This is a genomic window from Bacillus sp. FSL K6-1005 (assembly GCF_038000225.1).
Lineage (GTDB): Bacteria > Bacillota > Bacilli > Bacillales > Bacillaceae > Bacillus > Bacillus mojavensis.
In genome coordinates this window covers 1,279,443-1,304,478 of sequence record NZ_JBBOBP010000001.1, presented here as the reverse complement: position 1 = coordinate 1,304,478, position 25,036 = coordinate 1,279,443, and the positions used below count along the sequence as shown (strand labels likewise).

The following is a 25,036-nucleotide window of genomic DNA, read 5'->3' as shown; positions in this document are numbered from 1 at the left end:
CTTTTTTCTGCACAAAAAACCTCCCTTTTTAGGGGAGGTTTTATCGTTTTATCGCGTGATGCTTATAAAAATGCTTTTTCATTTCTGTAAAAAGTTCATCTAGCTGGATAAAGCAATGATATTGGGTCGGCTTCAGCAGAATAAACTCCACTCGTTCAGCCCAATTAATCGGCTTAGCCGGAAATGATTTTTTTGTCAGTTCTGACCAATTCAGCGACATCACCCGCTCACCCGCTGTCCAGTGAAATGAAACAAGTAAACATACAATCCCTTTAAGCATGTCGTTTTGGTCGCATCTGGACTTTCTTGTTTGAAATACAGGGAGAAGTGATTCTTTTGTTTCTTCCCACACTTGAAATAGATACGGAACATACTTGGCGCTGTTTTCCCACGGAATGATATCTTGCGTGGTCTCAAAGAAGTCAAAATACAAAGGGTTGACCCTTAATGCTTCCTTGATATCGGTGAAGTCAATGTGGCCTAGACTGCGCAAATATTGCTCATAAGAAGCTAACAATTCATTCGCTGCCGTCATCGTTTCACCAGCCCTTTTTTATCTCTCTTCTGCCCTTCTCTGCACAGAGAAAGCAATGGACATTCCGCACAGCGCGGCGATTGTGCCTTACAATGATATCTTCCGAAGAATATGAGCCGATGATGAGTAACGGACCAATCTTCTTTAGGAACCTTGCGCATCAGCGTCTTTTCGACTTCCAGCACAGAATCCTTCCACCGGCAGATGCCCAGACGCTTGCTGACCCTTTCGACGTGTGTATCCACTGCAATGGCTGGTACGCCAAAGGCAACAGATACGACAACATTGGCAGTCTTCCGGCCAACTCCTGGGAGTTTCACTAGCTCATCACGGTCCTTCGGTACTTCTCCGCCATAATCTTCAATAATCATTTTGCTCAGCTTTTGAATATTTTTTGCTTTATTACGGTACAAACCGATTGATTTGATATCCTGCTGGAGCTCTTCCAGAGAAACAGATAAATAGTCTTCCGGCCGTTTATATTTTTGAAATAATGTTTTGGTCACCCTGTTTACAAGTGCGTCTGTACATTGCGCAGATAATGCGACTGCCACCACTAATTCAAAAGGATTGGAATGAACAAGTTCACACTCCGCGTGGGGAAACATGTCGCCTATCTTCTCTAAACAGAATTCAATTTGTTTTAGATTTAACACGATTGTCACCTTTTCACTTTATTGTTCAAGCCAATTGTAAAAAGGAACCTGCCTCTTATACTCTTTTTGCGGCTCATTCTGTTTTGTTTGAACACGCCGGAATTTTTGGCTGTGGATTTTGGCCTGCTCCACTGTTTTCAGCCCGTTTTTCTTCCATTCAAATAAAATCCGGTCAATGTAGCGAAAGCTGAGTTTTCCTGATAATACAGCCTCTTTTAAAGCGTGCTTAATCAGCTGTGCATCATGCTGATCCTGATCCTGCCAAATGGCCAGTGTTTCACACTCTAAAGGAGATAATGGTCTAGCAAACTCTTCTTCAAAAATCGTATAAAGGCTTTTTTGTTCCCCTTCTGCTCTTCTTTCTTGTGTTTGATTCTGGGCAAGCTCTATATACTCATAGAGCTTGCCCCATAAAGGCTGGAGTGAATATTTCTCAAACTTGATTCCGTTTTGGTCTTCGCCTTCCTCAATAAACAGAAATCCCTTTTGAATAAACATACGCAATCTGTTTGTGCATTCTTCAACAGAAATCGTCATGCCTTCCTGCAGTTCATGCGGTGTAGGAAAATAAGATCCCTTTTCTAAATGCATTTTGATTTTCAACAGCAGAATCAGTTCTGTTTCATTAAGTCCAAGCTGTTTATAATGGGTCAGCAGAAGATTGGGGATCGTCGACATCCCCATCTCCTGCATATCAATAAATTGCTGTTTTTTCATCGTTACACCTCTTACTGTAAAGGTTAGTGTTTTTCCCCTTTACTGTAAAAAGTCTCCCTTGCAGGAGACTCTTTTTTCTTGTTTCATTTACATGTATTACGGATACAGACGGTTCAACAGTCTTGGGAACGGAATTGTTTCACGCACGTGAGGCGCTCCGCTGATCCAAGCGACTGTCCGCTCTAATCCAAGGCCGAATCCGGAATGTGGAACTGATCCATATTTTCTAAGTTCAGCATACCATTTATATGCGTCAGAATCCAGTCCATGTTCTTTAAGACGCGCTTCCAAAAGTTCCATATCGTGAATCCGTTCAGAACCGCCGATGATTTCTCCGTAGCCTTCAGGCGCGATCAGATCTGCGCAAAGCACTACATCTTCACGGTCAGACGCCGGCTGCATATAGAACGGTTTTAAGGACGTCGGATAGCGAGTAATGAAAACAGGCTTGTCATAGTGCTCTGCAATCGCTGTTTCATGAGGCGCTCCAAAATCGTCTCCCCACTCGATATCGTCAAAGCCTTTTTCTTTCAGAAAGTCAATCGCTTCGTCATACGTGATTCTTGGGAACGGGGCTTTGATTTGCTCAAGTTTTGACGTGTCTCTTCCTAGCGTGTTTAATTCAATTTTGCAATTCTTAAGAACTGATTGCACGATGAATGACACGTAATTTTCCTGTACTTGAAGGTTTTCTTCAAATTCTACAAACGCCATTTCCGGTTCGATCATCCAGAATTCGATTAAGTGACGTTTTGTTTTCGATTTTTCTGCTCTGAACGTCGGTCCGAAGGAGAATACTTTTCCTAATGCCATCGCCGCAGCTTCCATGTACAGCTGTCCGCTTTGAGACAGGTAAGCATCTTCATCGAAGTATTTTGTCGCAAAGAGCTCAGTTGTTCCTTCAGGCGCGCTTCCAGTCAAAATCGGCGGATCTACTTTTACGAAGCCTTCGTTATTAAAGAATTCGTAAGTCGCACGAATGATTTCATTGCGGATTTTCATGATCGCATGCTGGCGCTTTGAACGAAGCCATAAATGTCTGTGATCCATCAAAAATTCCGTACCGTGTTCCTTAGGCGTAATTGGATAATCAGTCGCTTCGTGAATGACTTCAATATCTGTCACAGCTAATTCATAACCAAGCGGAGAACGCTCGTCCTCTTTGACAATTCCTTTTATATAGAGTGACGTTTCCTGCGTCACAGATTTAGCCGTTTGGAAAATGCTTTCTTCAACCTCCGCTTTTACAACGACACCTTGAATAAAACCAGTACCGTCTCTCAGCTGTAAAAACGCGATTTTCCCGCTTGAGCGCTTATTAGCGACCCAAGCTCCGATCGTTACTTCCTCACCTACGTGCTTGTACACTTGGTTGATTGTTGTTTTCAAAATATTTCCCTCCAAAACAAGAAGACATTCGGAAGCTTTTGCCCCGCGAACTCTTTTATCATCACTTTATTATACCCGGTCTTAACTGACCGGGTCAATGCAGATAAAAAGCGGCTTTTTGTCAGCCGCTTTCTGATCTGTTAGCTATGTTTTTCTACAAAACGTTTGATTCGTTCCACCGCTTTTTCAAGAAGGTCTAAGGATGTTGCGTAGGACAACCGGACATTATCAGGAGAGCCGAATCCGGAGCCTGGAACAATCGCGACTTTTTCTTCTTCAAGAAGCGCTTTGACAAATTCATCTACATCTTTGAAACCGCATGTTTGAGCTGCTTTTTTTGCATTCGGAAATAAGTAAAAAGCACCTTCCGGCTTCACGCAGCTGAAGCCCGGGATTTCAACGAGCTGATCATAAATCGTATTTAACCTATGCTCAAATGCTTTTCTCATCTCTTCCATTGGCTCAGAAGGTCCGTTGTATGCGGCAATCGCTCCGTATTGTGCGACAGATGTCGGATTTGACGTGCTGTGGCTTGCAAGGTTTGTCATCGCTTTGATGATCTCTTCTGCTCCAGCCGCATAACCGATTCTCCAGCCTGTCATGCTGTGTGATTTTGATACGCCGTTGATGACGATCGTTTGCTCTTTCAATCTGTCAGACAGCTGGGCGATGGAAACGTGTTTCTTGCCGCCGTATGTAAGTTTTTCATAAATTTCGTCAGATACGATCAGGATGTCATGATCAAGGCACACTTCGCCAAGCGCAGCCAGCTCTTCTTCCGTATACATAACGCCAGTCGGATTGCTTGGTGAATTAATAACGATTGCTTTTGTTTTTTCTGTGATCGCTTTTTTCAGCTGCTCAGGAGAAATCTTAAAGTGATTTTCCTCAAGTCCTTCTACATAAACAGGCTGACCGCCAGCAAGTTTCACCTGTTCCGGATAGCTTACCCAGTACGGCGTTGGAATAATCACTTCGTCTCCTTCATCCAAAATCACTTGGAAAAGGGTATACAGTGCATGTTTGGCACCAGTACAGACAATCAGTTCAGACGGTTTGTATTCAATATTCTGGTCACGTTTAAATTTCTCTGCAATGCTGTTCTTTAATTCAGCCAAGCCGCCTGAAGGCGTATATTTCGTATGTCCTTCGTTCATTGAGCGTACAGCTGCATCAATAATGTGCTGCGGTGTATTGAAGTCGGGTTCACCCGCTCCGAGGCCGATGACATCATGGCCTGCCGCTTTCAATTCTTTCGCTTTCGCTGTAATTGCCAGTGTTGTAGACGGTGTTAATGCGGATACTCTTTTTGCCAGTTTCAACTTGAACTCCCCCTAATTCGTCTTAAGGCGTGATATTTTTGAGAATCTTTCCAGTTGTAAAGTCCACATAACTTAAACTGTATTGTCCTTCTTTGTCTAAGTACGTTACTTCCCAAAGCAGGACGTTCCCTTCTCTTGCCAGGTGAACCTCTTTTTGCTTTGAAACCAGGCCTTCATCTTGTATGATTTTCGCCGCTTTGTCCTCGGTGATCCCCTCTTTTGCTTCTTTTGAGAGAATTTTTGCTTTTTTATCAGCAGGAACCCACACATATAATTTGATGCCTTTTTTGTCGGTTCCCTTTACGATATAATATTTTTCTTTTCCGACAAATGTTTCGACTTGATCAACGCTGGTGAGGTCGGTTTCTTTTTTCGCTTCAGCAGCTGCTGCTTCATGCCCCTTTTCCTTTTGTGCCATGGCTGATTTATAAATGCTTGCCGAGACAAGAAGTACTGCTAAAAAAATAATACCAAATATGGCGGTAAATATTAATGCTTTTTTTCTCATCTTCTCACCTACGTACGATAAATGGTAAAAACGGCTTGGTTTTTGTTTTCTTCATCAAGTGCAAGACCGAACATCAGATTATCTCTTTTCAGTGTCCGATTCAGCGTGTCTACAATTTTATAAAGGTCATCCGAATGCTCTACATTAATTGTTGAAAGAATTTCGATTTTGCTTTCCATTTTTTCATCCTCCAAATTGAACAAATATTGTTAGTCATACTCCTTTTCAGGACGCGCCATACTAGTACCACAGAGCGGAAAACCGCTTTAACAAATAAAACACGTCCTACTCCCACACCGGAAAGCCGCTTTATGCGGCTTTTATTCACTTTTCCCGGCAACATAAGCTTCAATCTCACTGTCAGTCACTTCAGATATTGCGGATGTCGGCAGTGCATCAAGAAACAGGCGCCCGTAACCAGCGGTTTTGACCCGTCTGTCTAATATGACAATCGTTCCTTTGTCTCCAGCTGTTCGGAGCAAGCGTCCAACTCCTTGTCTGAACGTCAGCACCGCTTCCGGCAGTGAGACCGTTTGAAACGGATTGCGCCCTTTTTTTCTCGCCAGCTCACATTTTGCAGCGTGCAGCGGATGATCCGGAGCCCGGAAAGGAAGTCTTACAATGATCACTGTCGTCAGCTCATCGCCAGGGAAATCAACGCCTTCCCAAAAGTGATTCGTTCCAAGCAAGATGGCCTGATTTGCTGTTTTGAACGTTTTCATCAGTTTTCCCGGACTGCCGCCGGTTAAGCCCTGAGAAAGAAGCTGAATGCCGGAAACACTCATGGCGGGCTTTAGTTCCTGATGCACTTTTTTCAGCATGTCATGAGACGTAAACAGCACAAGGATTTTCGGCTGTTGTTCTTTTGCCATCAGTTCGATATAGCGTGCGGTATCCTGTATAAATTCAGTCTGCCCCGTATCTTGAATCGATTTTATTTCTTTTGGAATCATTACCTGCATCCGCTCATCGTAAGAAAAAGGAGACGCGATCCTCATTGTGCGGGGGAAAAAGTCGCTTAACCCCAAACGCTCAATGATAAATTGGAACGAATTTTCTATCGTTAGAGTTGCAGATGTAAGAACAACACTGTTTTTCCGCGCAAAAAACTGATCAGCAAGAAGCTCGCCCGGTTCCAGCGGCTGTGCATATATAGCTACAGCATTTTTCGCACCTTTAGCATCTATTTCAATCCAAACCGCTTCATGGTCATCTGAGCCAAAGAACAGCTGATTGAGAGTCTGTGCGTACTCCCCCAAGTCATTCATGCTTCTATTATATTCATCGGCCAAGAAAGCATTTTTGCTTTTCATGGCCGTCAGATGTTCTTCCATCAGAGCCGTTTGGGCCTCAAAAAGCTGCTGCAAATGCGCCAGCATAGAGCAGAGCCTTTCCGCTCCGTCTGTTAATACGGGCCATCCTTTATCGTGAGTTTTTTTGTTCACGTTAAAGACAAGACGGTTTAAGTCTTCTTTAGGTTTTCTTCGTTTGACAAAAGAATGCACAGAGCTGAAGAAAGCATCACTTTCCGCCTGAATATACTGGAGCCACTCCTCCATTTCAAAAAATGAAGCCACCGGCAGGCTGTGGCGCTGAAAAAGCTGTCTCATTTTTTTCAGCAGTCCCTGCTCTTTCAGCGTTCCGATTCTGCTCAATTTTGTATGCAGTTCTATGTAAGTTGCTCTTTTTCCTAAATGTTCGCTTGCGGCACGTTCAAAATGGTGTGCTTCATCAATAACAAAAGTCCCGCTATCCGGGAGTCTTTTTTTTCTGCTTGCCTCATCGGTAAGCAGAAGAGAATGATTCGTAATCACCAGATCAGACCGCATGGCACTTTGTTTGGCCCGTTCATAAAAACCGATCACTTGATCCCTCTGATTTCGTTTATAAGATTGATCATCATATGCCAATCTGTCCCACAGCAGCTTACCGCCTGACGGCAAATTCAGTTCTGCTACATCTCCCGTGTTTGTCTCTGTCAGCCAAACAAGAAGCTGGGCTTTTGTCAAAACGGCATCATAGTTATCGTCTTCTTCATGAAGCACCTGCTCAAACTTATAAAGGCACAAATAATGCGATTGCCCTTTTAAAATAGCCGCAGTCACCGAAAAAGGGAACATATCTTTGATGATCGGCAAATCCTTCGTCAAAATCTGTTGCTGAAGAAGAGTTGAATACGTGCTGATGACGACTGGCTTTTTTGACTTCTTAGCAAAAAGTGCAGCCGGAATCAGGTAGCCGATTGTTTTTCCGATGCCCGGAGCAGCTTCAATCAGTGCATGTTCACGATTGGCAAAGGCCTCAGCCACTTCTTTCATCATCAGCATCTGGCCTTCCCTTTTTTCGTAATGGGGCATGGACTCAGAGAGTGCTTTTTCATTTCCCGCTGTCCAATTTTCAATCTCAAATAGAAATGCTTCATCTTCCTTGAGACGTTCAATCTCTGGTTCAGGTTCTCTGACAGAAAAAGAGGAAAAACGTGTATAGCCTGGCATATCTGTATGTCTGTTTTCATAAATGAACATATCTAACAAATGCGTCAGATCACTGATAAAATGCTGTGACAGCCTTCTTAACTGCTTTAATGTCGGATAAGGAAGCCGCCTAAGCTTTTCAAGAATTTCCAAAAAAATAAGTCCTGTGACTTCAGCGTCGCTGTCAGCTCGATGCGGCTGATCATGCCGCAGCTGAAGCTCTTCGCTTAATTCAGTCAGCTTATATCCCTCAAATCCCGGAAATGCGATACGGGAGAGCTCGACAGTATCCAGCACTTCACAATCTGGAAGCTGGAAACCCGCTTTATGCAACTCATGCTTCACAAACCCGAGGTCAAAATGGATATTGTGTGCGACAAAGTAAGCGCCGTCAAGCAAATGAAACACTTCTTCAGCCACTGCTTCAAACGGCGGCTGATCCTCTACCATTTGATTTGTGATTCCCGTAAGCTGTTCAATAAAAACCGGAATGGATTTATTTGGATTAATATATTTTGAAAACCGCTCAGTAATTTGTCCATTTTCAATTACAACCGCTGCAATTTGAATGATTTTATCGCCCTTTTTTGGCGAATTCCCTGTTGTTTCTACATCTATAACAACGAACCGTTGCTTTTTCATTAAAATGGACACCTCAATTCTTGCATACGACAAAAGTGTAACACGTTTTGTACGGAAATGGAGCGGCAAAACCGTTTTACGCTGAAAATCTTAAAAGAAAACCCCCGGTAAAGGGGGCGGTATAACTACAAAATGGTGCTGGCAGGTTCTTGTCCAAGCATTTGTTCAATTTTGTTTTGGTCATTCAAAACGGCAACTTTCGGCTGATGTTTTGCCGCTTCTTGATCAGACATCATTTTGTAGGAAATAATAATCACCTTATCGCCTTTCTGTACAAGGCGTGCAGCAGCTCCGTTTAAACAGATGACTCCGCTCCCGCGCTGACCGGGAATAATGTATGTTTCCAGGCGTGCTCCATTGTTATTATTCACAATTTGCACTTTTTCATTAGGAAGCATTCCTACCGCATCAATAAGATCTTCATCTATTGTAATGCTGCCCACATAGTTAAGATTTGCTTCTGTAACCGTTGCCCTATGAAGCTTTCCGCTCATCATCGTGCGATACATCATTATATTCTCTCCATTTCTCGAATATCAATCATGATATTGTCTATTAAACGCGCTTTTGTAAATGCAACTGCTACAGCCAGAATAATCTTTCCTTCCACCTTGTTCACAGGCTCAAGCTCCGGATAGGAATAAAGCTCAACATAATCAATGTTGCCGCTTGTCGTTTCAATGATGTCTTTTGCAGCTTTGATGACCGCTTCAGGATTTCTCTCACCTGCTCTGATCAGCTCGGCACTCGTCTGAAGGGCTTGGTAAAGCTTAGGTGCTTCTCTTCTTTCCTCAGCCGTTAAATACACATTCCGGGAGCTTTTAGCTAACCCGTCTTTCTCTCTGACCGTATCTACAGCAACCAGTTCAATATCCATGAAGAAATCACTGATTAAACCATCAACAACTGCCACCTGCTGTGCATCCTTTAAACCAAAATAAGCGCGTGTCGGTTTAACAAGGTTGAACAGCTTCGTCAGCACGATGGCAACTCCGTCAAAATGTCCTTCTCTTGAACGCCCGCATAAAACATCTGTACGTCTCTCAACATGTATCGTTACATTTTTTTCACCGGGATACATGTCACTGGCATCAGGGGTAAAAAGAATATCCACGCCGATGTTTTCCGCATGGGCGGCATCACGTTCCAGATCGCGCGGATACGCTTCAAAATCCTCACCGGGACCGAATTGCGTCGGATTTACAAAAATACTCATCACGACGGCGTCATTTTCTTGTCTGGCTTTGTCTGCCAAGGTTAAATGCCCTTCATGAAGAAATCCCATCGTCGGAACAAATCCGATTGTTTTGCCTTCTGACTGATATTGTGTAATGATTTCTTTCAGCTGTGAGATATCTGTAATCTGCTTCATCTTATTTTCCTCCGTACAAGCCTTCCAGGACTGACTGATTCATCTGAAAGGAATGCTTTTGTTCAGGGAAAGCACGACGTCTTACATCATGGACATATCCACTGATTGCTGTTTCAATAGTGCCGTCAATTTGCGTATATTGTTTCACAAATTTAGGTGTTCTAACAACACCATGACCGATAATATCATGATAAACAAGAACCTGTCCGTCCGCTTTTACACCAGCTCCGATTCCAATGACAGGGATGGTTAATGTCTCTGCGATTTTTGCCGTGAGTTCTGCAGGCACACATTCAAGCACAAGCATCATGGCTCCCGCTTCCTCACATTTTATACTGTCTTCTATTAATTTCTTTGCGCTTTGTTCATCTTTGCCCTGGACTTTATATCCGCCTAATACACCGACTGATTGCGGTGTCAGCCCTAAATGACTGACAACAGGAATGCCACCGAGCGTCAAGGCGCGGATGGATTCAAACACCCCTTCACCGCCCTCCAGCTTCAGCGCGTCAGCTCCGCTTTCCTGAACGATAGCTGCGGCATTTTTCAGCGTATCCTCTTTAGACAAGTGGTAGGACATAAACGGCATGTCGGTTACGATAAATGTATTTGGCGCACCTCTTTTGACCGCTTTCGTATGATGGATCATATCCGCAACTGTCACGCCGACAGTTGAATCAAGGCCTAGCACGACCATTCCTAATGAATCGCCGACTAAAATCATATCCACTCCCGCTTGTTCAGCAAGCTTTGCTGCCGGATAATCGTAAGCCGTCAGCATGACAATCGGTTCTTCATTCTCTTTCATTTTTAAGAAATCAAGTTTTGTTTTCACTTTTTCTCCTCCTCATTTTTAGAGGAGATGAGCTGCCGTTTCTTATCCAAGCCAAAAAACCTTCCGCTACACGAGAAGGATTCTTCACTTTCTAAAGTTCGGCGAGTTTCATCCCTCTGTCCCAGTCCTTTTTGGATCAAGGCAGACTGCTGCAATGTCTATCTATTTTTTATGAATAGGTGCAGTTCGCAGGCGATACTGCCCAATGGAAGTATATCAAAATCAACAGGGTTGTACCAACTACAATGATCTCATTTCGATATCTGCCGAATAGATTTTTTTTATGCCTTCCTTCGTTTCTAAAAGAAGAACACCCTCTTCGTCTATTCCTAAGGCTTTCCCATAAAATGTTCCGTTTAGCGTTCTTGCTCTTAATTCACTGCCGATTCCAAGCGCATAGCTTTCCCACAGAAGCTTAATTGGCGTGAAACCATGCGTCAAATAATCGCGGTACCGTTTTTCAAAAGAAAGCAAAATATGCTGCATAACGCTCGCCCGATCTATTTTTTCCCCGGCTGCCAAGCTAAGGCTCGTCGCGATTTCCTTAAGCTCCTCGGGAAAATCGTCGGCCTCTTGATTAACGTTTATGCCTGTACCGATAATGACTGAACGGACACGGTCTTCTTCCGCCTGCATTTCAGTTAAAATGCCAACTGCTTTTTTTCCGTGAATTAATATATCATTAGGCCATTTAATATCCGTTTGAAGGCCTGTTGCCTCCTCTATTCCTTGCACAACAGCTACCGCAGCAAGAAGCGTAAGCTGCGGTGTTTTTTGAAGCGGAATGTCTGGACGCAAAATCAGACTCATCCAGATGCCTGTTCCTTCTTGAGAATGCCACACCCTTGACATCCTCCCTCTGCCGGCTGTTTGTTTATCCGCGACAACGAGAGTGCCCTCCGGCGCGTTATCATTAGCAAGCTCATGAGCCTTTTTTTGAGTGGATGAAAGGACGTCATGATAAAAAAGATGCTGCCCCATCACTTCTGTTTTCAGCCCAAAACGAATTTCACTTTCACTGAGTTTTCCAGGCTTTTTGATGAGCCGGTACCCTTTTCTTCTGACAGCTTCCACTTCATAGCCTTCTTTGCGAAGCTCCTCAATATGCTTCCATACAGCTGTTCTCGAACATCCGAGAGCATCACTGATTTTTTGGCCGGAAATAAACTCGCTTCCGGCCTGAGAAAATAATTCAATAAGATCGTTTCTTAAGGTTGATCGCATGTCTTCAGCCACTCCTCTATGTGTTTCTTCTGATTGGAGAGCTTTCCCGTTACAACAGCCTGCTCTATCCGCTGTAATTCTTCAGACACCCATTTTCCAGCGGGCTGGTTTCGCAGTGCAAGTAAATCCCGCCCTGTGATGGCAAGATCCTTCAAGCTTTTGATGGGCAGGCTTTGATAAGCTTCTCGGACTTCCTTCAGTCTCTCACCGTTCAGCTGCTTGGTTTGCCGGAGCATAGATATTTTGACCGCGGATAAAAGCGCTTTTTCACCAGCCTTGTACATAGACATAGCGTCAAGGCTCTGGCCAAACGTGTCGGCAATGTGAGCGGCTTCCTTCATCACTTTTCCAGGAAGCTTCCAGGCTTTCAGGAAAAGCATCGCATCTTTCAATTCTATCTGAAGATCAATTAAAAGCGCTGCCCACAGTTCCTCACGAGAAGTGAGAAAAGAAAACGGAAACTCGCTCGCCGTTAGCAGGTTCTCGCGTTTGTGATAAAAACCGGGCAGTTCTTTATAAAGCCCCGTATGTACAAGCATTTGAATGGCCTCTCGGGACGCTTTTCCCAGTAAAAGCTTCTCGAACTCTATTGTTTTTCGTTCGACTGATACATGTGACAGAAGTGTTTTCTCTTTTATGATCGCTTCTTCTGTTTCCTTCGAAAGCGTAAATCCGAGCTGGCTCATAAATCGCACCGCTCTCAGCATGCGAAGCGCATCCTCCTGAAACCGGTCCTCTGGTTTTCCAACCGTTCGAATCAGCTGCTGATCTATGTCTTTCTTTCCGCCAAAATAATCAAGAACTTGGCCGTCGGCTGTCATAGCCATCGCATTAATCGTTAAATCCCTGCGTTTCAAATCCTCTTCTAATGATGTAATAAAGTGTACTTCTGACGGCCTTCTGTAATCTTCATAATCTGATTCAGTCCGGAATGTAGTGACTTCATAGGTATCATCTTCCCAGAGCACGATAATTGTCCCATGCTCTTTGCCGACATCAACCGTCCGCTTAAAAAGCAGTTCTACTTGGTCCGGTGCCGCATCTGTCGCAATATCGACATCTCCAATTGTTCGTTTCATATAGCTGTCACGAACTGCGCCTCCGACAAAGTAAGCTTGGTGGCCTGCTTCAATTAATGTACGGAGCACGGGAAGTGCTTTGATAAAATCTTGTTCCATGTCATCACTCCGGTTCTGCTAAATCGGCATATATCTGTTCATACTTACTGACAATCTTTTGTGACGAAAATTCATTATTGAGCATTTCCATGGCCGCTTCGGTAAACTGCTTGCTCAGCTGTTCGTCTTCTAAAATGCGAACCGCTTTGGCTGAAGCGGCTTCGACATCTCCGACATCCACCAAAAACCCGCTCACATTGTTTTTTATCACTTCAGGGATACCGCCAATATTCGTTCCGATGCAAGGTACTCCGCATGCCATCGCTTCAAGGAGGACAAGGCCGAAACTCTCTTTTTCAGACAGCAGCAGCTTCAAATCACTGATTGAATAAAGCTCCTCTACACGGTCTTGATTTCCAAGCATCAGCACTTGTTTTTCCATCCCGTATTTTCTGACAAGCTCACAGGCGACTGATTTTTCAGGGCCGTCTCCGACTAAGAGCAGTTTTGCTTTTGTTTTGCCGGCTATATTGCGAAACACCTGGATGACATCCTGCACACGTTTGACCTTTCTGAAGTTGGACACATGGATCACGACTTTTTCATCCGGCAGTATGCCATGTTTCTCTTTAATGGCCGCTGTGTTTTTCTTAAGATAGACGCGTTCATCTATGAAATTATAAATCGTTTCTATTTTTTTCTCCGGCTTAATTAAATCGTACGTTTCAGCAGCAAGGGCTGATGAGACCGCTGTCACCCTGTCTGAAGCCTCTATCGCAAAACGGATAAGATCTTTTAAAGAGGGGTCGTAGCCTAATACTGTAATATCCGTTCCATGCAAAGTTGTCACGATGCCGATATTCCGTTTCAGCATTTGCTTTGCGAGATAAGCGCAAACTGCATGCGGCAGAGCGTAGTGCGCGTGGATGATGTCTAAATTCTCCCGTTCTGCAACCTCAGCGATCTTGCTTGCCAATGTTAAATCATACGGAGGATATTTAAAAACGGCATATTGGTTTACTTCAACTTCATGAAAGTGAATATTAGGATGGTATGTATTTAATCTAAACGGGATGCTTGATGTTATAAAATGGATTTCATGTCCCTTTTCAGCAAGCTGTTTCCCGAGTTCTGTCGCAATGATACCTGAGCCGCCGACGCTCGGATAGCATGTAATGCCTATTTTTAGTTTTTTCATTGTTCGCCCCCAAGCACATCATGATCCAGCATCAGCATTCGATTAGAAAAGAAGCCCTCAGCGTACCCTACACCCGCTTCTTTGCCGAACAGCTTTTCTCTTGCTTCAACGATCTCGATATAACCATTCGTCAATGGTGTTGAAACAGAATTTTGTGACGGTACAAACTGGCTTTTGTAGGCATTGAGGCTTTTCTTTTTATCCTCAATTGTATCCGAGATATCAATAACAAAATCAGGCTGATGAAAACCATTTATCATATAATAGTAGACCTTACTTACTTTATGCGCAGGCAGGCTGTTTTCATCCTTATATTTATGAATTCCTGCTGAAAAGATCGCTTCTTCAACCAGTGCGGCAGCATTGCCGTGATCCGGATGACGATCCTTTTTATATGGCATAAACACCGCTTTCGGCCGGCAGGTTCTAATGATTGTGACAATCGCCCGAATCGCATCATCACTCTTCATCAGCCCGCGGTCAGGGAGCGTCAACTGAATTCTTTTGTCCACACCTAATATACGGGCTGCTTCGGCCGCTTCTTCTTTTCGCAAACTGACTGTTCCGTTCGAAGATAACTCAGCTTCAGTCAAATCGCATATCACAGCTTTTTTTCCCTGTTTGACAAACTTTGCTATTGTACCGCCCATACCGATCTCGACATCATCACTATGAGCGCCAAAAGCAAGAACGTCAGCATTATACATGAGGTTCTTCTCCCCGAAGAAGATTGCGGAATTCAAAAACGCCTTCATTTAGTGTGCGAACAAGAATTTCTGCAGTTCCCATATTGGTGGCAAGCGGAATCGAATAAACATCACATAAACGGATTAATGCCGAGACATCCGGTTCATGCGGCTGTGCGGTCAGCGGGTCGCGCAAAAAGATAACCAGGTCAAGTGCGTTAGCGGCAATTAACGCGCCGATTTGCTGGTCTCCACCTAAAGGGCCGGATTGAAAACGCTGAATTTTAAGGCCGGTCGCCTCTTGAATTTTCAATCCCGTTGTTCCCGTTGCATATAGATCATGATGACTCAAAATCTCTTGATAAGCGGTTGTAAATTGGATCATATCCTGTTTTTTCTTGTCATGCGCGATCAAAGCAATTTTCATCATTTATCCCCCTGTCTAATCAATGATATTTTCCAATCCGTACACAAGCTGATCAATCTTCATGACTTGTTCTACAGACAGTTTTACACCGGACATGAAGGAAGCACGGTTATAAGAATCGTGACGGATCTGCAGCGTTTGGCCGTCCATGCCGAACATCACTTCCTGATGGGCGATCAACCCTGGAAGACGAACACTGTGCAGACGGATTCCGTTTAGTTCCGCACCTCTTGCTCCTGGGAGGATTTCTTTTTCATCTGGATGCCCTTGCTGTTTTTCTTTTCGAACTTCAGAAATCATTTCCGCTGTTTTGAGAGCCGTTCCGCTTGGCGCGTCAAGCTTCTGATCATGGTGCAGCTCAATAATCTCAACATCATCGAAGTAGTTGGCAGCCATTTTTGAGAATTTCATCATGAGTACCGCGCCCAATGCAAAGTTTGGAGCGATGATAGCCCCGATCCCTTTTTCTTCTGTCAGAGTTGTAAGTTCTTTCAAATCAGCTTCAGAGAAACCGGTAGTGCCCACTACAGGACGGACACCGTGTTCTAATGCAACTTTTGTATGTACTTTGCCGATTTCGGGTGTTGTTAAATCAATTAATACATCTGGTGTTGTTTCTGTAAAGCAGGCATGGATATCTGTGTAAATAAGAGCATCAGACTCCACAGCCATCACATCAGATAATTTGCGCTGATCGTATGTATGGTCTACTGCTCCGACCAGGTCAAAATGAGGTGTTTTTTCAGCCAATTTAACAGCTTCTTGCCCCATTCTTCCCCGCGGTCCTGCAATGACTACTTTAATTGTTTCGTTTGACATCTTGATCTCCTCTACTTTCCTTCTTCTTTTCTTGTCCAGCGGTCTTTATCTCTAGTATTAAATTTATGCATGACTCGGTCGTGGGCTTCCTCCAATGAAATATCAAGAGAATTGGCTAAACAAACCAATACAAACAGCACATCGCCCATTTCCTCTTCCATGCTTTTATCATCTTCAGTCGCTTTTTTTGGTTTTTCTCCATAACGATGATTGACTTCTCTTGCTAGCTCGCCCAGTTCTTCGGTTAATCTTGCCATCATGGCAAGCGGGCTGAAATACCCTTCTTTAAATTGGCCGATATAGCGGTCCACCTCAGCCTGTATATCTTTCATTGTTTTATCACTCACTGCACGAAACCTCCTATCATCCTCTTACATGTTAGCTAATTCGGATACGTTTGACAAATGTTTAAGCACGTTTGCTGTTTTCTTTTGCATCCACTATAATATAAACGCTATCTAATGGAAGGAAAAGGGGTTTTGTGTGATGCTTGGAGAAATTAGATTAAAAAACATAATTTTTATTTTAATCGGTGCAGCAATTTTTTCATTTGGCCTGGTTCATTTTAATATGCAAAACAATCTGGCAGAGGGTGGATTCACGGGAATTACACTATTGCTTTATGCCCTTTTCCATATTAGTCCTTCTATTTCAAACCTGGTTTTGAATATCCCGATCTTTTTTATCGGCTGGCGTTTGCGCAGGACGATGTTTGTATACACACTAGTCGGTACTGTAGCACTGTCTTTATTCCTCAGCATTTTTCAGCGATATGAAATACATATGCCCCTTCAGCATGATCTTGCGCTTGCCGCTTTATTTGCCGGCGTATTCATTGGAGCCGGCTTAGGCATTATTTTTAAGTACGGCGGGACGACGGGCGGGGTTGATATCATTGCCCGTTTGATCAATAAGTATTTTGGGATACCAATGGGCAGAACAATGTTTGCTTTTGATGCTTGCGTGATCATTTTATCATTGCTTACCTACCTCTCTTACAAAGAAGCCATGTACACATTGGTTGCCGTATTTGTGGCGGCACGACTGATTGATTTTACTCAGGAAGGCGGGTATGCAGCTAAAGGTGCAACAATCATCTCTGCGAAAAACGATCAGATTCAGAAGAAGATTCTTGAGGAAATGGAACGGGGCGTTACCATTTTGAAAGGACAGGGATCCTACACGAAAGAGGATCTAGACGTACTGTATTGTGTAGTGCCGAAAAACGAACTGGTCATGCTAAAAAGTGTGATTAACTCCATTGATCCTCATGCCTTTGTCGCGGTCAGCGATGTACACGATGTGCTTGGAGAAGGATTTACACTTGATGAAAATAAAAATCCGCTCCCGCGCTAATGTTTTTTGGATGACAAAAGGCGGCTGCCGCCGCCCCTCTTACTCATTTTGGGTAATCCCGTTTTTTCAGTTTCTTTTTTTCCGCTCTGTATTTTCTGTAACCGACATAAGTAAGTGCAGTAATGATGATACCTCCTGTAGTGATCATCACCCATAACAAAGACGGATCTGCATCATCCTCTTCCACCCTGTCAAATACACTCTTCAGGTCGTTCTGGAGTAGGGATAGCCGTTCAAGCTTCGTACTCTCGGTCATTTGCTGAAATCCCTCTTGCTCGATCACTGCAATATGTTTTCCGACTGTATCAAGCTGATCTTCTGATATATCGATTGTAAGACTTGGATAAATCAAATCATACAAGCTGATAAATTCATTCCACTTTTCATGAAAGCTCGTACTTTCATTTTTTTGGACATCCTGCTTAAGTGCGGCAAAGACCTCCATAATCGGCTTCTCCAGTGACCCCCAAAGGGGATCAGACTGATTGTCAACAGCATCCATCAGCATTCTGAACTGCGCGGCTGCTCTGAGCTTTTGTGTGTCTGATGCATCAGCCTGTTTTAAACTCCGTACCATATCGTTATAGCCCAAAGTAATTTGGCGAATTTGGGCTCCGGTTAACATGCTGTCTTGCTTATGCTTTTCAGCGGATTTTAATGTTTTTTCAAAATACGATAAGACTTGTAGCGCCTCTTCATATTTCGATTGGCGGGTCATTTGAAAAACCGTATCGGATAAATCATTCAATTCCTTGAGGCTTCCCCGCTCTTCAGCCTTGGCATTCCCATTATAAAAAATAAGAGCAATCAACAAACAGATCGTCAGCTTTCGTTTCATGCAGGTCCCTCCCACTCTCTCTCCTTACAGAATATGAAGGAAAGGACAAGGATAGACCAAGATTGTCTTTACGTCAGTTGAAGCTTTGTTTGCTTTTTCGATATGACAAGATAGAAGGCAAGCCCGATTGAAAAGATGCTCAGCCAAAACGTTCCATATCCTATGTCAGTCATATATTCAGAAAGCATGGAGTATTGAGGCATCATCCCAAACAGGTAATCAATGACATCATTATGAAGCGTCCAAACCGCAGCAATAACAAGATGCCATAATGAAAACCGAAAATACGGGCTGTACAGCACTCCTTGGACAGCCATTGCAAAATGCGAGGCAATCAGCATATAGCCTTCCCATGGCAAATCCCCCGTGACAGCCAGCACGAGAATATTCATGACGACCGCCCACAAGCCATATTTCACGAGCGTGACTAACGCAAGCGCTTCAAAAAGCGGAGCATTCCGCTTCATGAGAAAGGCCAGCAGCACAAACAAGAAGAAAAACGTTGCTGTCGGACTGTCCGGAACAAAGACGAGGAAACGGGCCGGCGTCTCCAAAAGCTGAGGCAAGTACCAATAGTAGCCGTAAACCGTCCCCAGAAAATTGATGGCTAAGACAAGAATAAGCATCGTTCGCTGTCCTAATACATATTGAAACCATTTCACATCAAATCAACTCTCAGTCTGTAAAAATAATGTGTCCATATAAAAAAGCTGACGCCTGGTCAGCTTTTGATAATAAAAGTATATCCTTCCATTTCGCAATTCACAATACGTTATTTTGCGGTTGTTTCGGAAATAAATTTCGCAAGTTCTTCAAGCTGCTTATCATTTCCTTTGAACACACCTGCCGGCATTTGGCCTTTTCCTTCAACGGCGATCTTTTTGATTTCTTCCGGCTTCAGCCCGGTGTCTACCAATGAAGGCCCAGCCGCTCCGCCTTGAAGATTATCCCCGTGACATGAAATACAGCCCTGCTCCTGAAAAATTTTATATCCTTCGGCACTGGTATCGATATCCGCTTCTTTTGTGATTTTCCCCTGCTCCTCCGCCTTTGCCCAATCGTGAGTGGCTACAGACTGCCAAGTCAAAAATACAGCCGCGGAAATAGCTAAGAGCATCATCCCCACAGCCACAGGACGCTTCCAAGGCCTTCTTTCCGTTCCCCTGTCGAGAAATGGCGCCAAAAGCAGAGCACCAAAGGCGATCCCCGGCATAATCATAGCGCCGACCACCGTAAAGCTCCCTGCGGCGTATTCATATTTCAAAAGCTGATATAAGAAAAGAAAATACCAGTCCGGCAGCGGAATATAACCTGTATCAGTCGGGTCCGCCATCCGCTCCAAAGGCGGCTGGTGTACAATCGTCAAAACAAGAAAACCGATCAGAAAGACAGCTCCGACCATCCATTCCTTTAATAAGAAATTTGGCCAGAAGGCTTCTGTTTTACCGGGATACTCTGAGTAATCCTTCGGTATATTCGGCTTTTTCTCAGCCGGTATCCTTGAGTCTCCTACAAATTTCATCCCTTTGCCCCGGTGCATGTCATCCCCTCCCTTTTATTCGCAGATCAAGTTTAAAGCGGTCCTGAAATTCCCTGCTTGCGGATCATAATAAAGTGTGCGGCCATCAATCCAAACAATGCGGCAGGAAGAAAGAATACATGGATCGCAAAAAACCTAGTCAGCGTTTGGGCGCCTACAATATCCGGATGCCCTGCCAGGAGTGTTTTGACTTGCGTCCCGATTAAAGGAGTGGCTTCAGCGATCTGCAGTCCAACTTTTGTGGCAAACAGAGCCTTCATATCCCAAGGAAGCAAGTAGCCTGTAAACCCAAGCCCGAGCATAACAAAAAAGATTAACACACCGACTATCCAGTTCAGTTCCCGCGGCTTTTTATACGCCCCTTGGAAAAAGACCCTTAGCGTATGTAAAAACATCATCACAATGACCAAGCTGGCGCCCCAATGGTGCATCCCCCTGACAATCTGGCCGAATGCAACTTCATTTTGCAAATAATATACCGATTCCCAAGCATTTTTAATATCAGGCACATAATACATCGTTAAAAACATCCCGGACAACACTTGGATAACGGTTACAAAAAACGTCAGTCCCCCAAAGCAGTACACAAACGCAGAGAAATGATGGGCGGGATTCACATGTTCCGGCACTTCGTGATCGGCAATATCCCTCCACATCGGTGTAATATCAAGCCGTTCATCTACCCAGTCATAAATTTTGTTCAGCATGTCACCCTTCCCCCTTAGGCTTTGCTTTTCCAAGATACAGGAAGCCGTCTTTAACTTCTTGTTCGTAATGATCAAGAGGCGCAAGCGGCGGCGTGCCCGGGACATTGGTGCCGTCTTTTTCATAGAGTCCGTAGTGGCAAGGACAGAAAAATTTATTCGGGTTTTTAGGATCGCTGTTCCAGTTCACCGTACACCCCAAATGCTTGCAAATTGGTGAAAGTGCTACAATCTCATCCCCATTTTTGAAAACCCAAGCTGATCTCGATTCTTCCGACTCATACCAGGCATCGACTTGATTAATTTTGAAATCAAAGCGCTGCGGCTCTTTCGTCAGCTCATCTACGCTGACAACCTGAACCATGTCCTGCTTTCCCGTCGATTTTAATACCGGGTCGAGTGCAAAGCGAACCATAGGCATGAGCATACTAGCCGCCATAAACCCCCCTACGCCTGTTAGCGTATAATTTAAAAATTGACGTCTCGATATATCATGTCTTCCGCCCATCTCTTCTCCCCCCTCAAGGTCAACCCTGCAAACTGACTAAAATAGAAAATATTTCATAACTCTAGACACCCTCATAATATATGAATCTCTCAGCAAGGTCAATATAGCCAAAATATTGTTTATGAGGAAATGTAAGTGTTTTTACGAAGCGTTCCATAACTGTAACAAAACGTTCAAAATTTCAGCTGTGCGTTCATCTAATATTTTTCTTTTTAGGGAGTCATTTAAGTGCTCTAACGGTACAGAAGGCGCAACAATAATTTTCCCTAATGACTCTTCGCTTCTCCAATGATCATCAGCTGTCAGCAGTAGAACATGCTGAAAATCTGATTTGACCTCCTCCTGTAAATCTTTCAGCCCTTGAACGGTATTTTCATTTCTATCAACATATGTATAAGCAGGCAATAAATATACCCGTCCTTTTAACTGCCTTTCCAATTCTTCCGCAAGAAGCTGCGTAAATTCGCCTCTCTCTGCCGCTATTTTTATTTGGCTCCCCATTTTAATGTTAATTAATGGTATGACAGCGGTATCAATGTAATCTTTAGATTGTAAGTAGTCCTTGGCATCAGGCATTTTCCACCTCATCATCGTTCTCCCCTTTTTACGACAACAAGCCTTGCATTACGCTGCAAGGCTGGTCATGTTATGTGAGCTGATTCAATTGGCGCGATAATTGTTCAAATGCTTCTTTATCATGACGATCAAGCGCATCGTCAATGTCTTTTAATAATTTTTCTCTTTGGAATGTAGAAATGGCGTGCTCCAGGATTTGTTCAGCCAGCCCCTGATCTTTTTTGTTTTCAAACAGATCTTTCGGAATGTGAGGGTTGGACTCCAGCACCGCCGCATACTCAGGAGAACTGTAGGCTGAACGGAAATTAAGCTGGATAAACAAATCCTGCTGTTTATTTAATCTAATATCATGAAAAGATTTTTCCGCGTCGGTTGTCATGACATTCTCTTTATAAAACCGAAACGGAACTTCTTCAACACAATGTGTTGACATTATAATGCCTCTCGGGCAAAATTCTGCCTGCTCCACAAAATGAACCTTTTCCATTAAAGAATCGTGGCTCATTAAGTAGTTCAAGATCCATACGCACTCTCTGCGTTTTAGCTGATAATGGTTTAAAAACCAACGGATAAAATCCTTTTTCTCATTGACAGAAACAGGGGTCTGCATGTAATTCCCTCCTCTATCGATCGTATAATCTATACTTATATGTTCCACATAAGCGGTTAAAATTCCTGCTTATCTAGAAAATTCATCCTCGATCCGCAAGATTATTTCTTCCAGCTCTTCATTTGCTCCGTCTATTTCGAGTACCTTTTTCAATAGCGGCAGCGCTTCTTGTTGAAGGCCTTCTTCTAATAAAAAGGTTGCGTATTCGTATAAGAAATCTCTGTCCTCACGATAGTGAAGAAAAGCAGCTTCAAAGGATTGTTTTGCTTCTTCGTACTGCTCTAATTCGGTGTAAGCGCTGGCCAGATACCAATTGTATTTCGGATCTTCTTCCCCGTAGCCGCGCACCTCTTGAATCAGATCAATAATTTGCTCATAATCCTCTTCCTTGTGATACACAGCAAGGAGAGTATGAAGTGCTTCGACGAAGCCAGGATCAAGAGCAAGCGCTTCCTGAAGAAGTTGTTTCCCGTCTTCTGATTTCCCGATTTTTAACGCCATCTTTGCGGCATAGAGGAAAAGCTCCTTGTTGTATTCATCATATCTGATACCCTCTTTTGCCGTATTTAATGCCTCTTCATACATCCCTTCAGCCTCATAGCTTTTTGAAAGCGGCATATAAAGTGATGAATAGGATGGATCAAGCTCTTTTAAATCGGACAGCTGTTTAATAGCCGTTTTGATCAGTCCGGCCTGTGAGGCTGTAAATCCATAGCCGAAAATTGTATTAGGGTCAGGATTCTCATCTACAGCTTTCTCATACCACGGAATGGCCTCCTCAAAATCTCCTGATGCACTTAGCGATTCTGCCAGCCTTTGGTGGACATTAACGCCACCGATCTCACTCTGCTCCCCAGCCGTTCTTTTAAAATATTGAACAGCTTTTGCATGGGCTCCTTGCGTAAAGTAAAGCTCGCCTAACGCAAAATCAATGATTGGTTCATTTTCAAGAATAGACTTTGCCTGTAAAAGCTTTTGCTCACTTACTTCGAACAGCCCCTGCATCTGATAAAGATCAGCCATGAGCAGCAGGCTTTCCGGATAAGATGGGTCTGATTCCGGGATCGTTTCCAGCACAGCCAGCGCTTTTTCTTCTTCGTCAATATCTATTAAAAGTTCAGCATAAAAATTCGTCAGTTCTGTTTCATTCGGGTATAGATCATGCAAATCACTGATCAGTGAGATCGCTTTCTCTACATTTCCCCACTCGTAATAAAGCTGTGCTGCGATGGCTTTATCTTCATCATGAAGCTGTGTTTCGGCCTTCGAGAGGGTGTTGAGTCCCTTTTCTGTTTCTCCTGCTTCAACTAATTTTATGGCTTCTTGAATTAATGTATTCAAATCGGACCGGTCCTTTCTTTTCCTAACAACATCAACCATACATAAAAGTCTTATTTGTTCAGGGGTTAATCCTATCATAATTCAGGTGAAAAGCCCTCGGCAAATAAGATGCTTACACTGTACGTCAAGGAATTTCTGAGTCTTATTAGTTTATCAAAAGATCCTGAGATAGCAAATAAAAAAAGGAAGATAGCCCTCTATTACAGTAAAGCAGCCTTTGACCTGCCGACTTGTAAGTAAAGCCCCCTCCCTCTTTTGAATTTTTATATTCCTCTATAAGACAGGCTATGTTTTTTTCCTTCAGTTTATGACTGATAAACAACTCGCACAACAAATCCTGAAGCATGAACTTCAGGATTTGTTTGAAAGCTTATTTAAATGATCAAAGAAGTTTGGATATGACACATGTATGGCGTCGGTCTGTCCGATCTCAATTGGCTCTTCTGTTAAACAGGAAGCTATACCCAGCATCATGCCGATCCGATGATCTCCATGACTGGATACTTTCGCGCCGCCTTTCAGAGTTTGTTTGCCGTATACCTTCATTCCATCTTCGGTCGGTTCAATCTCAGCACCGAGCTTTCGAAGCTCTGAAACAACCGTGTCGATACGGTTCGTTTCTTTCACTTTAAGCTCTGCGGCATCCTTAATAACTGTTGTTCCTTCCGCCTGAGTCGCTAGGAGCGCAATGATAGGTATCTCATCAATTAAGCGCGGAATAATATCTCCGCCAATTTCAACCGCTTTAAGAGATGACGTTTCAATGATCAAATCTCCATAGGGCTCTGCGCTTTCCTCAACAGACGGTATAATTTCAAGCTTTGCCCCCATGTTTTGAAGCACGTCGATGATACCGGTCCGAGTCTGATTTAACCCAACGTTTTTCAGTACAATTCTGCTGTTTGGAATCATTGCGCCAGCTGCAAGGAAAAACGCCGCTGAAGAAATATCTCCGGGAACAAAAATATCTGCAGCCGTAAGCTGCTGGCCGCCTTTTATGGAAACACTTGTCTTGTCCTCTGCCAGTTTCACTCCGAAAGCAGACAGCATTCGTTCAGTATGGTCTCTGGATTTATGAGGCTCGGTGACGGTGGTAGTCCCCTCAGCCTGCAACCCGGCAAGCAAAACAGCCGATTTAATTTGCGCGCTTGCCACAGGTGATACATAGTCAATGCCTTTTAATGTACCGCCGCTTACTGATAGCGGTGTGAATTCTCCGCCGGCTCTGCCGTCAATTTTAGCGCCCATTTGTTTCAGGGGCTCTGTTACACGTTTCATTGGACGCTTCGCAATGCTTTCATCCCCAGCTACCGCGCTGTAAAAAGGACGACCCGCAAGGATCCCGAGCATCAGACGAATCGTTGTTCCTGAATTACCGACGTCTAACAGGCTTTCTGGCTCACGCAGGGAATCAATCCCTTTCCCGTGAATGACTACATCACTGCCGTTACGCTCAATTTGAACACCCATCTTCCTAAAGCAATCGATGGTGCTCAGACAGTCCGCTCCCGGCAGAAAATTTTTAACAGTTGTTGTGCCTTTCGCAAGCGCACCAAACATAACAGAGCGGTGAGAAATGGATTTATCACCGGGTATATGTATTTCTCCGTTTAACGCCTGCACCTTTTCTCTTTTCATTGT

Annotated in this window: 28 protein-coding genes; 1 reads left to right on the top strand and 27 read right to left on the bottom strand. The window is 43.8% G+C overall.

The window, feature by feature from the left end:
• Positions 1 to 40: 40 nt before the first annotated feature.
• The 18 genes from NST16_RS06815 to NST16_RS06730 form a co-directional block, all read right to left on the bottom strand.
• Positions 41 to 535 (bottom strand): YpoC family protein, encoded by a 495-nt coding sequence (locus tag NST16_RS06815; RefSeq protein WP_340885073.1) that lies wholly within the window; start codon positions 533 to 535, stop codon positions 41 to 43.
• Positions 532 to 1,191 (bottom strand): endonuclease III, encoded by a 660-nt coding sequence (nth, locus tag NST16_RS06810; RefSeq protein ID WP_010334708.1) that lies wholly within the window; start codon positions 1,189 to 1,191, stop codon positions 532 to 534. Before nth ends, NST16_RS06815 begins: the two co-directional genes overlap by 4 nt.
• Positions 1,192 to 1,209: 18 nt before the next feature.
• The gene (dnaD, locus tag NST16_RS06805) at positions 1,210 to 1,908 is read right to left on the bottom strand and encodes a DNA replication protein DnaD (RefSeq protein WP_168748110.1); all 699 of its coding nucleotides are present in this window, start codon (positions 1,906 to 1,908) and stop codon (positions 1,210 to 1,212) included.
• A 96-nt stretch (positions 1,909 to 2,004) separates the two neighbouring features.
• A complete protein-coding gene (gene asnS, locus NST16_RS06800; RefSeq protein ID WP_229147101.1) occupies positions 2,005 to 3,297 on the bottom strand; it encodes an asparagine--tRNA ligase in 1,293 nt (430 codons plus the stop codon).
• A 140-nt stretch (positions 3,298 to 3,437) separates the two neighbouring features.
• On the bottom strand, positions 3,438 to 4,619 hold the full coding sequence (gene aspB / locus NST16_RS06795) for an aspartate transaminase AspB (RefSeq protein ID WP_010334711.1): 1,182 nt from the start codon (positions 4,617 to 4,619) through the stop codon (positions 3,438 to 3,440).
• 22 nt (positions 4,620 to 4,641) lie between these two features.
• Positions 4,642 to 5,127 (bottom strand): cell wall elongation/penicillin-binding protein regulator TseB, encoded by a 486-nt coding sequence (gene tseB, locus NST16_RS06790; protein ID WP_010334712.1) that lies wholly within the window; start codon positions 5,125 to 5,127, stop codon positions 4,642 to 4,644.
• An 8-nt stretch (positions 5,128 to 5,135) separates the two neighbouring features.
• Positions 5,136 to 5,306 (bottom strand): YpmA family protein, encoded by a 171-nt coding sequence (locus NST16_RS06785; protein ID WP_003225588.1) that lies wholly within the window; start codon positions 5,304 to 5,306, stop codon positions 5,136 to 5,138.
• A gap of 141 nt (positions 5,307 to 5,447) precedes the next feature.
• Positions 5,448 to 8,243 (bottom strand): ATP-dependent DNA helicase DinG, encoded by a 2,796-nt coding sequence (gene dinG, locus NST16_RS06780; protein ID WP_340885061.1) that lies wholly within the window; start codon positions 8,241 to 8,243, stop codon positions 5,448 to 5,450.
• Positions 8,244 to 8,368: 125 nt separating this feature from the next.
• Complete coding sequence (gene panD / locus NST16_RS06775; protein ID WP_168749453.1) at positions 8,369 to 8,752, bottom strand: aspartate 1-decarboxylase; 384 nt, start codon at positions 8,750 to 8,752, stop codon at positions 8,369 to 8,371.
• A gap of 2 nt (positions 8,753 to 8,754) precedes the next feature.
• Complete coding sequence (gene panC, locus NST16_RS06770; RefSeq protein WP_268445997.1) at positions 8,755 to 9,615, bottom strand: pantoate--beta-alanine ligase; 861 nt, start codon at positions 9,613 to 9,615, stop codon at positions 8,755 to 8,757.
• Between the two features lies 1 nt (position 9,616).
• Complete coding sequence (gene panB / locus NST16_RS06765) at positions 9,617 to 10,450, bottom strand: 3-methyl-2-oxobutanoate hydroxymethyltransferase (RefSeq protein ID WP_010334716.1); 834 nt, start codon at positions 10,448 to 10,450, stop codon at positions 9,617 to 9,619.
• Positions 10,451 to 10,690: 240 nt separating this feature from the next.
• Entirely contained in the window at positions 10,691 to 11,674 is a 984-nt protein-coding gene (locus NST16_RS06760; RefSeq protein WP_029441338.1) for a bifunctional biotin--[acetyl-CoA-carboxylase] synthetase/biotin operon repressor, read from the bottom strand.
• Positions 11,659 to 12,852, bottom strand: coding sequence for a CCA tRNA nucleotidyltransferase (locus tag NST16_RS06755; RefSeq protein ID WP_268449413.1), 1,194 nt, complete (start codon positions 12,850 to 12,852; stop codon positions 11,659 to 11,661). Before NST16_RS06755 ends, NST16_RS06760 begins: the two co-directional genes overlap by 16 nt.
• A 4-nt stretch (positions 12,853 to 12,856) precedes the next feature.
• Positions 12,857 to 13,990: an N-acetyl-alpha-D-glucosaminyl L-malate synthase BshA gene (gene bshA, locus NST16_RS06750; protein WP_340885052.1), complete on the bottom strand. Its 1,134-nt coding sequence runs from the start codon at positions 13,988 to 13,990 to the stop codon at positions 12,857 to 12,859.
• A complete protein-coding gene (gene bshB1, locus NST16_RS06745; protein ID WP_168748116.1) occupies positions 13,987 to 14,697 on the bottom strand; it encodes a bacillithiol biosynthesis deacetylase BshB1 in 711 nt (236 codons plus the stop codon). Before bshB1 ends, bshA begins: the two co-directional genes overlap by 4 nt.
• Complete coding sequence (mgsA, locus tag NST16_RS06740) at positions 14,690 to 15,103, bottom strand: methylglyoxal synthase (protein WP_010334719.1); 414 nt, start codon at positions 15,101 to 15,103, stop codon at positions 14,690 to 14,692. Before mgsA ends, bshB1 begins: the two co-directional genes overlap by 8 nt.
• 15 nt (positions 15,104 to 15,118) lie before the next feature.
• Positions 15,119 to 15,922 (bottom strand): 4-hydroxy-tetrahydrodipicolinate reductase, encoded by an 804-nt coding sequence (dapB, locus tag NST16_RS06735; RefSeq protein WP_168748117.1) that lies wholly within the window; start codon positions 15,920 to 15,922, stop codon positions 15,119 to 15,121.
• Positions 15,923 to 15,933: 11 nt separating this feature from the next.
• A complete protein-coding gene (locus NST16_RS06730) occupies positions 15,934 to 16,269 on the bottom strand; it encodes a nucleotide pyrophosphohydrolase (protein ID WP_004398044.1) in 336 nt (111 codons plus the stop codon).
• 139 nt (positions 16,270 to 16,408) lie between these two features.
• Between NST16_RS06730 and NST16_RS06725 the strand changes: the two genes are divergently transcribed.
• The gene (locus NST16_RS06725) at positions 16,409 to 17,278 is read left to right on the top strand and encodes a YitT family protein (RefSeq protein ID WP_340885047.1); all 870 of its coding nucleotides are present in this window, start codon (positions 16,409 to 16,411) and stop codon (positions 17,276 to 17,278) included.
• 43 nt (positions 17,279 to 17,321) lie between these two features.
• Here the strand turns inward: NST16_RS06725 and ypjB are convergent, their stop codons facing one another.
• The 9 genes from ypjB to aroA form a co-directional block, all read right to left on the bottom strand.
• Positions 17,322 to 18,116 (bottom strand): sporulation protein YpjB, encoded by a 795-nt coding sequence (gene ypjB / locus NST16_RS06720; protein ID WP_340885044.1) that lies wholly within the window; start codon positions 18,114 to 18,116, stop codon positions 17,322 to 17,324.
• A 68-nt stretch (positions 18,117 to 18,184) separates the two neighbouring features.
• A complete protein-coding gene (locus tag NST16_RS06715) occupies positions 18,185 to 18,778 on the bottom strand; it encodes a DUF1405 domain-containing protein (RefSeq protein ID WP_010334723.1) in 594 nt (197 codons plus the stop codon).
• Between the two features lie 110 nt (positions 18,779 to 18,888).
• On the bottom strand, positions 18,889 to 19,656 hold the full coding sequence (locus NST16_RS06710) for a menaquinol-cytochrome c reductase cytochrome b/c subunit (RefSeq protein WP_010334724.1): 768 nt from the start codon (positions 19,654 to 19,656) through the stop codon (positions 18,889 to 18,891).
• Between the two features lie 32 nt (positions 19,657 to 19,688).
• Positions 19,689 to 20,363: a menaquinol-cytochrome c reductase cytochrome b subunit gene (qcrB, locus tag NST16_RS06705; RefSeq protein WP_003225560.1), complete on the bottom strand. Its 675-nt coding sequence runs from the start codon at positions 20,361 to 20,363 to the stop codon at positions 19,689 to 19,691.
• Between the two features lies 1 nt (position 20,364).
• Complete coding sequence (locus tag NST16_RS06700; protein ID WP_010334725.1) at positions 20,365 to 20,868, bottom strand: ubiquinol-cytochrome c reductase iron-sulfur subunit; 504 nt, start codon at positions 20,866 to 20,868, stop codon at positions 20,365 to 20,367.
• Between the two features lie 141 nt (positions 20,869 to 21,009).
• A complete protein-coding gene (locus NST16_RS06695; RefSeq protein WP_010334726.1) occupies positions 21,010 to 21,456 on the bottom strand; it encodes a YpiF family protein in 447 nt (148 codons plus the stop codon).
• A gap of 58 nt (positions 21,457 to 21,514) precedes the next feature.
• Positions 21,515 to 22,054, bottom strand: a complete 540-nt coding sequence (locus NST16_RS06690; protein ID WP_003225551.1) for a ReoY family proteolytic degradation factor — start codon at positions 22,052 to 22,054, stop codon at positions 21,515 to 21,517.
• Between the two features lie 69 nt (positions 22,055 to 22,123).
• Entirely contained in the window at positions 22,124 to 23,395 is a 1,272-nt protein-coding gene (locus NST16_RS06685) for a tetratricopeptide repeat protein (protein WP_340885037.1), read from the bottom strand.
• A 351-nt stretch (positions 23,396 to 23,746) separates the two neighbouring features.
• Entirely contained in the window at positions 23,747 to 25,033 is a 1,287-nt protein-coding gene (gene aroA / locus NST16_RS06680; protein ID WP_326330196.1) for a 3-phosphoshikimate 1-carboxyvinyltransferase, read from the bottom strand.
• Positions 25,034 to 25,036 lie beyond the last annotated feature (3 nt).